At 43.2% G+C, this 12,058-nt stretch carries 11 protein-coding genes and 1 tRNA gene; 8 read left to right on the forward strand and 4 right to left on the reverse strand.

The window, feature by feature from the left end; all coding sequences use genetic code 11:
* The first annotated feature begins 32 nt into the window (after nt 1–32).
* Nucleotides 33–971, forward strand: coding sequence for a bifunctional riboflavin kinase/FAD synthetase (locus BUC07_RS14440; protein WP_073170906.1), 939 nt, complete (start codon nt 33–35; stop codon nt 969–971).
* Here the strand turns inward: BUC07_RS14440 and BUC07_RS14445 are convergent.
* A complete protein-coding gene (locus BUC07_RS14445; protein ID WP_073170909.1) occupies nt 968–2,026 on the reverse strand; it encodes an endonuclease/exonuclease/phosphatase family protein in 1,059 nt (352 codons plus the stop codon). The two genes, BUC07_RS14440 and BUC07_RS14445, sit on opposite strands and share 4 nt — an antisense overlap.
* 99 nt (nt 2,027–2,125) lie before the next feature.
* On the reverse strand, nt 2,126–2,974 hold the full coding sequence (prmC, locus tag BUC07_RS14450) for a peptide chain release factor N(5)-glutamine methyltransferase (RefSeq protein ID WP_073170911.1): 849 nt from the start codon (nt 2,972–2,974) through the stop codon (nt 2,126–2,128).
* 42 nt (nt 2,975–3,016) lie between these two features.
* Between prmC and ribD the strand changes: the two genes are divergently transcribed.
* The gene (ribD, locus tag BUC07_RS14455) at nt 3,017–4,063 is read left to right on the forward strand and encodes a bifunctional diaminohydroxyphosphoribosylaminopyrimidine deaminase/5-amino-6-(5-phosphoribosylamino)uracil reductase RibD (protein ID WP_073170914.1); all 1,047 of its coding nucleotides are present in this window, start codon (nt 3,017–3,019) and stop codon (nt 4,061–4,063) included.
* Here the strand turns inward: ribD and BUC07_RS14460 are convergent.
* Complete coding sequence (locus BUC07_RS14460; protein WP_073170917.1) at nt 4,060–4,503, reverse strand: DUF6146 family protein; 444 nt, start codon at nt 4,501–4,503, stop codon at nt 4,060–4,062. The genes ribD and BUC07_RS14460 overlap by 4 nt on opposite strands.
* A gap of 130 nt (nt 4,504–4,633) precedes the next feature.
* On the opposite strand from BUC07_RS14460, the gene cls reads away from it, so the two are divergent.
* The 4 genes from cls (at nt 4,634) to BUC07_RS14480 (ending at nt 8,474) form a co-directional block, all read left to right on the forward strand.
* Nucleotides 4,634–6,085 carry a cardiolipin synthase gene (cls, locus tag BUC07_RS14465; RefSeq protein ID WP_073170920.1) on the forward strand — a complete coding sequence of 484 codons (1,452 nt, stop codon included), beginning with the start codon at nt 4,634–4,636 and terminating at the stop codon, nt 6,083–6,085.
* Between the two features lie 258 nt (nt 6,086–6,343).
* Nucleotides 6,344–7,027 (forward strand): DUF5020 family protein, encoded by a 684-nt coding sequence (locus BUC07_RS14470; protein WP_073170923.1) that lies wholly within the window; start codon nt 6,344–6,346, stop codon nt 7,025–7,027.
* Between the two features lie 11 nt (nt 7,028–7,038).
* Complete coding sequence (locus tag BUC07_RS14475) at nt 7,039–8,331, forward strand: NCS2 family permease (RefSeq protein ID WP_073170925.1); 1,293 nt, start codon at nt 7,039–7,041, stop codon at nt 8,329–8,331.
* 68 nt (nt 8,332–8,399) lie between these two features.
* Nucleotides 8,400–8,474, forward strand: a tRNA-Val gene (locus BUC07_RS14480).
* 112 nt (nt 8,475–8,586) lie between these two features.
* On the opposite strand, the gene BUC07_RS14485 is transcribed toward BUC07_RS14480, so the two are convergent.
* Nucleotides 8,587–9,807, reverse strand: a complete 1,221-nt coding sequence (locus BUC07_RS14485) for a dipeptidase (RefSeq protein WP_073170928.1) — start codon at nt 9,805–9,807, stop codon at nt 8,587–8,589.
* 135 nt (nt 9,808–9,942) lie between these two features.
* On the opposite strand from BUC07_RS14485, the gene BUC07_RS14490 reads away from it, so the two are divergent.
* Both BUC07_RS14490 and BUC07_RS14495 read left to right on the forward strand, forming a co-directional pair.
* Nucleotides 9,943–11,031 (forward strand): DUF3810 domain-containing protein, encoded by a 1,089-nt coding sequence (locus BUC07_RS14490; RefSeq protein WP_073170931.1) that lies wholly within the window; start codon nt 9,943–9,945, stop codon nt 11,029–11,031.
* A 30-nt stretch (nt 11,032–11,061) separates the two neighbouring features.
* Nucleotides 11,062–11,895, forward strand: coding sequence for an MBL fold metallo-hydrolase (locus BUC07_RS14495; protein WP_073170935.1), 834 nt, complete (start codon nt 11,062–11,064; stop codon nt 11,893–11,895).
* Nucleotides 11,896–12,058 lie beyond the last annotated feature (163 nt).

Consider the following 12,058-nt stretch of genomic DNA (forward strand, 5'->3'; position numbering starts at 1 on the left):
AAAATTTTATGTTCGTCGAAAAGCAGTAAATAGTGAAAATATATCACAACATAAACAACTTTGAAGCAAAGAACCCGGTAGTTACCATCGGTACCTTCGACGGGGTTCATTTGGGGCACCAGAAAGTAATTGCCCGGTTGAAAGAATTTGCCCGCAAACATAACGGCGAATCGGTTATTTTTACGTTCCACCCCCACCCCCGGCTGGTTACGGCACCAAACGAAGGTAACCTCCGCCTGCTTACTACCATTGAAGAAAAAAAGCAGTTATTTGAAAAGTCGGGAATCGATCACCTGATTGTTTACCCGTTTACCAAAACGTTTTCGGAATTAAGCTACAGCAGTTTTGTAAAAAATATACTGGTTGACAAATTAAAAACACGATGCCTGGTGGTGGGTTACGATCACCGGTTCGGCAAAAACCGCGAGGGCAGTTTTGAATACCTGAAAGAGTGTGCGAAAAGCTACAATTTTAAAATTGAAAAACTGGATGCCCTGTTGATTGACGAAGCTCACGTGAGCTCCACCCGCATTCGCAACGCCCTTGAGGATGGAGATGTTGAGCAGGCCAACAAATTTCTGGGATACCGTTTTACTTTGCACGGAACTGTGGTGGAAGGACAACGGGTGGGACGCAAAATGGGTTTTCCCACGGCCAACATTGAGGCCTCCGATCCGCACAAACTCATTCCGGGTTACGGGGTTTATGCGGTTGAAATTATTCTTTCGGGAGAAAAATACGGCGGAATGCTGAATATTGGTACCCGCCCCACTTTTAACAATAATGCCGACAACCGCAGTATTGAAGTGCATATTTTCAATTTCTCGGGTGATATCTACAACAAAGAAATTACGTTGATTTTTGAAGCAAAAATAAGAGACGAAAAAAAATTCAGCGGACCAGAAGCGTTGGTGGAACAACTCAAAAAAGACAAAGAAACTGCGCTGGAAATTCTTGCCGAGAAAAGCTAATTTTTTATCAGCGAGCAGGAAACCGGCAAGTGGTCAGAATTCATGTAGTCATAAGTTTGAAAATTATACGATTCAAATCCCGGGCTGTGAAAAATATAATCGATACGAAACGATGGAAGTTTACCAACATAGGTGCGGCCAATTCCGCTGCCCGACTCCACAAAGGCATCATTCAAACCTTTTCGCAACTGGCGGTAGGCATACGAGACCGGAGGATCGTTAAAATCGCCGCAAACCAAAACGTGGTAGGGTGAATCATCAATGTATTCGCGAATTTTGCGGACCTGCTTGGCCCTCAACTGAAATCCTTTTTTAAACCGCGCCCCCACTTCACGCATGTCGTCCAAATCCTTTTCATCATCTACCCCTGATTCAATAAAAGAATATTTACCCGGATCAATCTGGTACGACTGAAGATGCACATTGAAAACCCGAACTGTGTCGCTGCCAATCAGCAAATCGGTGTAAATGGTAATATTCCTCGAATTTTCAAATCGGATTTCCCCCATGTTTACTATGGGAAACCTGGAAAGGGTTACACTGCCAAACGTTGTACTCGACCGCGCGAACTGATAATGATTAATAAAATCCAACTCTTCAACTGTTTCTCCCAGGTTGAAAATACTGTTTTTCCAAAGGCGTACTTCCTGCATACAAATAATATCGGGCTTTTGTTCCAACAGAAAATTTTTAATTTCATCTGCAGTTTCCTTCGGGCTCAGATCTTTGTTGCCTGCAAAATGCATCACGTTGTAAGAAAGCACTTTAACATCGCCAGTTTCAATTGTTTTTCCACTAAACTGTACGAAACGCGACAGGGTGCCCAGGCCCAGCACAATAGCAATAGCCGAAAACCACATGTAACGCGGATTTACAAGAAGCCACAGTACAATAAAGAATAAATTGAGCCCCAAAAACACAGGATACCCCAACCCGAAAAAAGATGGAAGCCACCAATTATCCGGTGCGAATTGACCCGACAGGTAGGACATAATCAGCGCCAATACTGCCAGCAAGTTAATTCCTATTGATATATAAATTACAATTTTTCTCACTACTCAAGGTTAAAATCCTTCTTACCGCGTAAAGTTGTCAAAGAAATTTTAAATTCCATTCTTATCCTTTTCAAAAATTAAAAATCAACTGGAGAAAACTCAAATATCTCCTTTCCTGCAGCGCAACATCCGGTCTTTCCCGTTAATGTCTTTTTTGATTTCAACTTCCGCAAAGTTTTTATCGGTCAACAGCCGGATTAACTCTTCTCCCAGGTTTTCATTGATTTCGAAAAACAACCACCCTGTCTCCTTTAAATACCGGTTTGCAAAATCAGCAATACTTTGGTAAAAAACCAGCGGATTAGTATTGGAAACAAACAACGCATTTTCAGGTTCGTATTGCAGAACGTTGAGGTGCATTGCAGCTTTTTCCAGTTCGCGCACATAGGGCGGATTACTGACAATTACATCAACTGGTTCCCATTTTTCTTTTTCCCACTGCAAAATATCGGCCTCCTTAAAAGTCACATCCAGCTGGTTCTGTTCCGCATTTTTGCTGGCTGTCCGAATCGATTCTGCAGAAATATCCACACCAGTCACCACTGCATTTTTCAATTCTTTTTTCAGCGCCAGCGCAATGCAGCCGCTTCCTGTACCAACATCAATAATTGATGGATTTTCATTTTCAACAGCAGCAATAATCCACTGAACAAGCTCTTCTGTTTCGGGGCGCGGAATAAGTACCGAAGGATTTACTGTGAGTTTCAGCCCAAAAAATTCCGTTTCGCCCAAAATATATTGAATGGGTTCAAACTTTTTTAACCGCTCAACTATTGCTTCAATTCTTTTTTGAGAAGATTTCTCCAGTTTCTGATTTCTGCCAAGAACAAGGTCCGTGTACGAAAGCTGCAGAACATGCCAAAATATGAGCCGGACGAATCCCTGCACTTCAGTTTTAGGATACAAACCGGTTAATTCTTTTTCGATGTATTGAATAGTCGCTTCCATTGTGTTACTTTTGGCAGTGCAAAGATACTTTTTCCGCGGCAAATGGAGATACACAAAAAATACATGCACCGCTGCCTGGAGCTGGCAGAACTGGGAGCCGGAAGCGTGGCACCCAATCCGATGGTGGGCAGCGCGATTGTTCACAATGGTAAAATAATAGGGGAAGGTTTTCACCGGCAGTATGGTGGCCCCCATGCCGAGGTAAATGCCATTAATTCTGTTTCCGACGACAAGCGGCTTAAAACCAGCACCCTTTACGTCAACCTTGAGCCGTGTGCGCACCACGGACTGACTCCTCCCTGCTCCGATTTGATAATAAGAAAACAAATTCCGAGGGTGGTAATCGGAACTATTGACCCATTTTCGGAAGTGGCCGGCAAAGGCATTGAGAAAATGAAAAAAGCAGGCATAGATGTGACAATGGCCGTTCTCGAAAAGGAGTGCCGGGATTTGAACAAGCGATTTTTCTGCTTTCATGAAAAGAAACGGCCGTATGTAATTTTAAAATGGGCCCAAACGCTCGATGGGTTTATTGACGTGGACCGCACTCCTGAAAACTTTGGTTCCCCCACCTGGATTACCGGCGGGCTGGCACTGCGGCTGGTTCATAAAATCCGTTCGCAGGAAGATGCAATAATTGTCGGCACAAATACGGCAGAAAAAGACAACCCCTCGCTTACAGTTCGTCACTGGCCCGGCAGAAATCCACTTCGGGTTGTTCTCGACCGCAATTTGAGGTTGCCGCCGTCGCACAATCTTTTTAACGGCAAACACAAAACACTTGTTTTCAACTCAATAAAAACCGAAGATGATAGTGCTGTCTCTTTTGTTAAAATTGATTTCGGGAGCAACAGCATTAATCAAATTTTAGGGGAATTGTACAACCGCAAAATCCAGTCGGTTATTGTTGAAGGGGGCCGCCAGTTGATTGAAAGTTTTTTTCAAACCGGCCAATGGGATGAATCGCATGTTTTTATTGGCAACAAATTTTTTTACCGGGGAGTTTCAGCACCTGGGATCAGGGGAAAACTAATTGCTGAGGAAATTCTGCAAACCGACTGGCTGAAAGTTTTCCGAAATCAACCTTAAAACGCAATACTACGCGGTCCGCCAGGCATAATCTCAATTTTTAAAACCCGTTCAACATATTGAAAATAGTAAAACAGCTCGTGGTTCAGTTCAAAGCCGTAATCGATGGTTGGGTCGTACCCCACAATGGGTTCAAAAAACCAGCTTTTTTGAGGTTGGCTGGCATTATGGTTCCAGGCATTTACATACCTTTCATTCCAGTTCTCGTAATATTCCTGCGAGCGGTATTGCGACGGGTTATTGTGCAACTGATACCAGGTTTCAAATTTTGAATCAAAAGTTTCCATTTCATATTCAACTGAATCCTCGGCCATTATTTCAACCCCGTTATTATTATCAGTTTTCACAGCATTTTTTTGCGATGCACAGGCGGCAAAAATCAAAACCAACCCTGTAAAAAAAATGAATTTTCTCACTATTTTTAATTTTTCTGTTTTCATTATTCTTGCTGTTATGTTTTACTGATAATTTTTACGAATTTTATGCCAAAATTGTTTTCCCGCGATAATTTGAATAATCCGGACAAAACAAAAATATTGAATTAAATATAAATTACTGAAAAAAGTTTAAATGAATCCCGTACTGGATTTTTGGTCTTCCTTTTCATTAATTTTTTTGGTTACCGCCATCCCGGTTGCCATAATGATTGTTTTAGAAAAAAGGTCGCCGTATAAAACAGCTGCCTGGATCCTTCTGCTCGTCCTTTTGCCTGTTTTCGGAGTCGTCTTTTATCTTTTCTTTGGTCAGGAATACCGCAAACGCAAGCTTTATTCAAGAAAAGGAATTAAGAGCCTGGGACAATACCGGAAGCTATCGGTGAGACAGCTTCGCCAGTTCGAACAGGCTTTCTCAAACCTCGACAAAAAAATTCTTGAAAAAGAGAACATTATCCGCCTGTTACTCAATAATTCCGATGCATTGCTTACAACCGGAAACAAACTAAAAATACTGGTGAATGCCGACCAGACTTTTAAAGCTGTTTTTTCGGCCATTAAAAATGCACGGCATCACATTCACCTGGAATATTACATTTTTGCCGACGATAAAATTGGTAACCAGTTGAAAGATCTCCTCATCGAAAAAAGCCTTGAAGGTGTGGAAGTGCGGGTTATAATTGACGATGTGGGGAGTTGGGGGCTCAGTGATAAATTCATCCGGGAAATGAAAAACAGCGGCATCCGCGTGCAACCGTTTATGGAAGTGCGTTTCCCCCGGCTTACTTCGCGGGTAAATTTCCGCAACCACCGGAAAATAATTGTAGTTGACGGCATTACAGGATTTACCGGAGGACTGAATATTGCCGACAGATATTTTGAAGGTGTTAAAGGAATTGGCCCATGGTACGACATTCACCTCCAGGTGGAGGGAGATGCGGCCACCTGCCTTCAGGTTGTTTTTACGGCCGACTGGTATTTTGTAATGCGTGAAAATTTAACAGGAAGAAACTATTTCCCGCCACTCAAAGAATCCAAAGGCGTTCCGGTACAAATTTCGGCCAGCGGTCCCGATTCCGACTGGGAAAGCATTGGCCAGGCAATTTTTGCGGCTATTGCCAATGCAAAAAAAAGAGTTTACCTAACTACACCTTACCTGATGCCCCCGATGCAAATTGTATCGGCACTTAAAACGGCTTCGTTAAGCAATGTAGATGTCCGTATTATAATACCGGAGAAGTCAGATGCCAGAATTCCAAAATGGTGCTCATTTTCATACGTTGAAGAGCTGCTCGAAGCCGGCATAAAAGTTTATTTTTTCCAAAACGGGTTCATTCACAGCAAATATGTTATTGTGGATGACGTTTTTTCAACCGTTGGCACCACCAATCTCGATTTCCGCAGTATTGAAACCAATTTTGAGGTAAATGCTTTTATTTACGACGAAGATTTTACCGCGAAACTGGTGCGCATTTTCAAAAAAGATATTCAAAACAGCCGCGAAATAAAACTGAAAGAATGGAGTCAGCGCCGCTGGCATTTTAAATTAAAAGAATCGCTGGCACACACAGTAAGCCCAATGCTGTAACAATTTTATCGTAATTATTTTTCCACCAGGCTGTATTTCCATTCATAAAAAGTTTGAAAAATGGTAAAGCTTTCGTATCTTCACCTCATCTATTTATAGATGACCCATATTTTTTTATCTTCCCGATGAAAAAATAGCCCCGGCCAGTCCTTTGCCGGGGTTTATTTTTTATCACATTTCAACTTCAAAAAAATTCAATCTCAAAATTGAATAAAATATATATTTTTGCGGCATTTATAAATCTAACCATCTTTAAAAATGAGAAAAATTTTACTTGTTTTCGTCTTTGCCGCAACGGCATTTTTAACAACAAACGCACAAAACATTCAGTTACATTACGATTTAGGAGAAGGTCGGAAGTTTTTCACATCAACGGTTGAAATGTTCAGGCCCGACAGTTGGGGAAGCACCTTCTTCTTTATCGACATGGACTACAGCGCCGACACACGCGGCATTGACAACGGCATTTCGCTGGCTTACTGGGAAATTGCCCGCGCCTTTAAATGGAATGAAACCCAAAAAATTATGCCAAGGGTTGAATACAATGGAGGAGTTATGGCTCTTAGTGCAGATAATTTTATTCCCATTGAAAATGTTTACATTGCAGGTTTGGAACGCACCTGGGCATCAGCCGATTTCTCTAAAATTTTTACACTGCAAACCAACTACAAATACATTCAGGGAAAAGAAAAGGCATCGTTTCAGTTAACCGGGGTTTGGACCATTCAGATGCTGGAGAACAAACTAACATTCACCGGTTTTGCCGATTTCTGGAAAGAAGAGATGTTTTGGGGGACCGATTTCCGGTTTCTGTCGGAACCACAACTCTGGTACAATTTTAACAAAAACTTCTCACTGGGAACTGAAATTGAATTAAGCAGTAACTTTGGCAAGAAAGGATTCGATATCATGCCGACCATAGGAGCGAAAGTCACCTTCTAAAATAAAATATTATGCTGAACCGGTTTTTCAAATTAAAAGAGAATCACACCTCCGTAAGAACAGAAATCCTGGCGGGAATAACCACGTTCATGACCATGGCCTACATTTTGGCGGTAAACCCCGACATTTTGAGCGCCACAGGAATGGACAAAAACGCACTGTTTACCGCCACGGCCCTTTCGGCGCTGGTGGCTACACTTTTTATGGCGCTGGTGGCCAAACTGCCGTTTGCCCTGGCACCCGGAATGGGACTCAATGCTTTTTTTGCATTTACCGTAGTTCTGGGAATGGGCTACAGCTGGGAATTTGCGCTCACCGCCGTTTTTATCGAAGGTATTATTTTCCTCATTCTAACGGCTTTCAATATCCGCGAGTTAATCGTGAATGCCATCCCGCTGTCGCTGAAACATGCGGTTTCGGCAGGTATTGGATTATTCATCGCATTTATAGGCCTGCAAAACGCCGGAGTTGTTATTAGCAACGATGCCACTTTGGTGGGGCTGGGTGATATGGGGTCGCCGGCAGTACTTGTGGCACTTGGCGGGATTGTACTCACAGCCGTTTTACTGGCACTGAAAGTAAAAGGTGCGCTGCTGATTGGAATTTTTGTGGCAACTATTGCCGGGCTCCCATTTGACGTTACCCACATGCCCGAAGGAAACCTGGTGGATGCGCCACCGTCGCTCTCCCCGATTTTCTTCAAATTCGATTTTTCGCAGCTTTTTACCATGGACATGCTGATTGTGCTGTTCACCTTCCTTTTTGTAGATATGTTTGACACAGTGGGCACACTGGTTGGTGTTTCCGATAAAGCCGGAATGCTTACTAAAGACGGAAAAGTGCCACGTGCCAAACAGGCGCTTTTTGCCGATTCAATAGGGACAACTCTGGGCGCAATCTTCGGAACCAGCACCGTTACCACTTATGTTGAAAGCGCATCGGGAGTAGCCGAAGGCGGAAGAACAGGACTAACTTCGCTTACCACAGCAGGATTATTTTTGGTAGCCTTGTTTTTTGCACCACTGTTTACCATGGTACCACCTGCAGCCACTGCAGCAGCTCTTGTGCTGGTTGGCTTTTTCATGATGTCGCCCATCCTGAAAATTAATTTCGACGACTACACCGAAGCCATCCCGGCATTCATAACCATTTTGGTTATGCCGCTCACATACAGCATTGCCGAAGGTATTGTGTTTGGGATGCTTTCGTATGTTTTCCTGAAATTGCTAACCGGAAAAGTGAAAGACATTTCAGTGGTCATGATTGTTCTGGCCATACTTTTTATATTGAAATTCTTTATCTAAAAGCATAAAAAACAAGTTCGGTAACGTATTTGCTGAACTTGTTTTTTCTATTTTTGCAATGTTGACTTGGGTTGTTAGCTCAGTTGGTTTAGAGCATTACCTTGACAGGGTAGGGGTCACTGGTTCGAATCCAGTACAACCCACAAAAACTTAAGTTTTTAAATCCGAAGTAAGGGTCGCTGGTTCCCGCATTGCGATCCCTTCGGGGGAATCCAGTACAACCCACAAGATTTGAGTCGGATTTTCCGGCTCATTTTATTTTGCTGCCAACTCCTCCACTTCCCGGAACACTCTGAAAAAGTTGCCGCCCCACACTTTACGGATTTCATCTTCGGTGTAGCCGCGCCGGAGCATTTCGCGGGTGATGTTGGGCATCTGGCTCACATCTTCGCAGTCGGCCAGCCCGCCGCCACCGTCAAAGTCGCTGCCAATACCCACGTAGTCGATTCCCACCAGGTTTTTCACGTGGTCGATATGATCGACCAAATCGGCTACCGTGGGCAGTTCTTTCGGGTATTTTTCCTGCGTTTTGCGCCACAAATCACGGAACGCTTCTTTCTTTTCATCACTCATCGACTCGAATTCGTCGTTATAAATTTTCCGGAGGTACTGCATTTTTTGGTAATGCACTGTGGTTGTATCGGGGTCTTTCACATAATCGTCGAGCAGGCAAATCTGAATCACACCGCCGTTTTTTGCCAACGCTTTAATCATGTCGAGGGTCATGTTGCGCGGATGTTTGGCAATGGCGCGCACGCTCGAATGGGAAGCGATAACGGGTGCGTCGCTCAATTGAATTACATCATAAAACGATTTGTCGGAAATGTGCGAAACGTCAATCATCATTCCCAGACGGTTCATCTCCTTCACCACTTCTTCACCAAAATCGCTCAATCCGTTGTGTTCCGGGCCGTCACGGTCGGTTGAAGAATCGCAAATATCGTTATTGGAAGAGTGCGACAACGTAATGTAGCGCACCCCGCGATCGTAAAATTCTTTCACCCGCGAAAGGTCTTTGCCCAGCGGAAATCCGTTTTCCATGCCAATGTAAATGGCCCGTTTGCCGGCGGCTTCAATCCGGTCCGCATCAGCCGAAGAAAAAGCAACCTCTGTCATTTCATCGTACTGATTGCAAACTTCATAAGTGGCGTCAATCATATCGTTCGCCCTTTTATATGCAGCCTCTGTGTTTTCCGGAGTCCGTTCGCGTTGCCCGGTAAACGCTGCAAAAAATATGGCATCCAGCCCGCCCTCTTTCATGCGCACAAAATCTACACGGCTTCGGGGTGCCTCGTTGCGTTCACCAATATCAAATCCGTCGTTCAGCAGTGCCATTGGCGTATCCACGTGGGTATCTACAGTTAAAACTTTATCATGAATTTCGGCCACTTGTTTTTCAGAAACCGGATTACCATCGGGGGAAGCTATCGAAAAAAGAGTGCTGGTTATCAGCAATAACAGACCTTTTGTAAACATTTGTAAGAAATTAATTAAAAGTAGAAAGTGCAATAATAACAAAAAGGATGGTATTTTATGAACCCAAATCCTATTCTTTTGTCTTTATAGCTCAACAACAACGCCTAATTCCTGTCATTTTATATTTTTGGGTGCATGAATTTTCAAAAAACAAAATACAATTTTCCGTGGTGGCTGGTTTTGCCGGTGCTGGCTGTTTTTACATTTGTACTAACCGAACTAGCAGCACGCCACCCTGCCATAGTTGAAACCATTTACACACAGAAAGTTTATCCGGTTATTGCCTCCACCTTTTCTGCAATTAGCAGCCTGATTTCTTTTTCACTTGACGACCTGTTTTACAGCTTTTTAATCGTATTATTTACTCTTCTGGTCACCCTCTTAATTTTCAAAAAGATAACATGGAAATCCGCAGGGAAAATTGTGTTGAATACACTGGCCGCTGTGTACATCAGTTTTTATTTTTTGTGGGGTTTTAATTATTTCAGAAGCGATGTAACCCAACGTTTGAAAATTTCAGAACAAGATGCCGATTCCGAACAATTCCTGGCTGTTTTCACCCACCTCACAACTCAGTTAAATGATTCACACACGAGATTTGACAACTTAAAAATAGAAACTGTTGATTCGCTGGTTGAAGCTTCGTACCGGGAACTTTCGCCAATGCTGAATATTCCCTACCCTGCCGGAAAAAGAAGGGCAAAAAGCATCACCTTCAGCCGTTTTTTTGCTGGCGCGGGTATTTCGGGGTATTACGGGCCGTTTTTCAACGAAATCCATATCAACAAACACCTTTTGCCGGTGGAATACCCGTTCATTCTGGCCCACGAAAAAGCGCACCAGTTTGGTGTTACCAGCGAAGCCGAGGCCAGTTTTTACGCGTGGCTGGTTTGCACGAACAGTTCGTCGAAACACCTGAGGTATTCGGCTAATCTTTATGTGTTCAGACATTTTCTGTATCATGGCAGGCACCTCGAACAGCTTTCGGAAATAACATCGGAACTGGACGACCGAGTTAAAGCAGATTTTCAAAAAATACGTGAACACTGGATGGAGCTGCGGAATGAAAAAATTGACCATGCGGCATCAAAGATGAACGATGCCTACCTGAAAACCAACAAAGTGGAGAAGGGAATTGAAGATTATCACGGCGTTGTAAAGCATGTGATGGATCTTTCGCTCGATTCGGCATTTCAAAGAAAATGGAATTTGAATTCAGAGTAAAAAAACTTTACCTTTACTAAAACCACAAATATGAAACTCATACCCATTTCAGCCGAACATTTTCACTGCGACGGCGGCGCGCTTTTCGGTGTCATTCCAAAAGTGCTGTGGAGCAAAGTTTACCCGGCCGACGAAAATAATTTTACAAAACTGGCCTTGCGTTGCCTTTTAATTGATCAGGGTGACCGCAAAATCCTGATTGAAACAGGAATTGGCAACCACTACTCCGAAAAACACCTGAAAAATAATGGAGTTACCGGCCTGGACCAACTTGAAAAATCGCTCTCAGAAAATGGCTATTTACCCCACGATATTACCGATGTTTTTCTGACACACTTGCATTGGAACCATGCCACGGGGGCTGTAAAAAATGAAAATGGCGAACTTCAGCTTCGTTTTCCGAATGCCACACACTGGTGCAGCCAAATACAGTGGGAACATTCCAAAATTTCCAATCCACGAGAAAGTGCCGCTTTTCATGCCGAAGTGCTGGAATTTTTAATGGCTACCGGCCAATTAAATCTGGTTGAAAAGAAAGGTGAACTTTTTCCGCGCATTGAAGTACGCTTTTTCGACGGCCACACGCCGGGACAAATGCTGCCGTTTATTCAGTTTGAAGGAAAAACCGTGGTTTACACTTCCGACCTGGTGCCCACCGCAGCCAACGTTCCGTTGCTTTGGGTGGCGGCGTACGATTTGAATCCGGTAGAAGTAATGCAGGAAAAGGAAAAGTTTCTGGAAGAAGCTGCTGAAAAAAATTACATCCTGTTTTTTGAACACGATTTTTACCACGAAACAGCAACGATTGAAAAAGGAGAAAAAGGGTTCAGGGTGAAAGAAATAAATCCGGTTAAATTGGATTGATTGATGAAGAAAATTTTCCAAACTTGCCAAATTTAGCTGAATACGAGAAGTTAACTTGCCGAATTTAGCCTACCTTATACACAATCATGCAACGTTGTTTAATTGTGCGAGTTGATTCTCAAGAAATTTAATACGCTTTTCTTTAAATGCTGCTTGGTTCTTT

This window comes from Tangfeifania diversioriginum (assembly GCF_900141875.1).
GTDB lineage: Bacteria > Bacteroidota > Bacteroidia > Bacteroidales > Prolixibacteraceae > Tangfeifania > Tangfeifania diversioriginum.

Excerpts from the sequence above, each read along its gene's own strand:
- prmC (WP_073170911.1), bottom strand. The coding sequence starts at position 2,974 with ATGGAAGCGACTATTCAATACATCGAAAAAGAATTAACCGGTTTGTAT.
- ribD (WP_073170914.1), top strand. The coding sequence starts at position 3,017 with ATGGAGATACACAAAAAATACATGCACCGCTGCCTGGAGCTGGCAGAA.
- BUC07_RS14460 (WP_073170917.1), bottom strand. The coding sequence starts at position 4,503 with ATGAAAACAGAAAAATTAAAAATAGTGAGAAAATTCATTTTTTTTACA.
- cls (WP_073170920.1), top strand. The coding sequence starts at position 4,634 with ATGAATCCCGTACTGGATTTTTGGTCTTCCTTTTCATTAATTTTTTTG.
- BUC07_RS14470 (WP_073170923.1), top strand. The coding sequence starts at position 6,344 with ATGAGAAAAATTTTACTTGTTTTCGTCTTTGCCGCAACGGCATTTTTA.
- BUC07_RS14475 (WP_073170925.1), top strand. The coding sequence starts at position 7,039 with ATGCTGAACCGGTTTTTCAAATTAAAAGAGAATCACACCTCCGTAAGA.
- BUC07_RS14485 (WP_073170928.1), bottom strand. The coding sequence starts at position 9,807 with ATGTTTACAAAAGGTCTGTTATTGCTGATAACCAGCACTCTTTTTTCG.
- BUC07_RS14490 (WP_073170931.1), top strand. The coding sequence starts at position 9,943 with ATGAATTTTCAAAAAACAAAATACAATTTTCCGTGGTGGCTGGTTTTG.
- BUC07_RS14495 (WP_073170935.1), top strand. The coding sequence starts at position 11,062 with ATGAAACTCATACCCATTTCAGCCGAACATTTTCACTGCGACGGCGGC.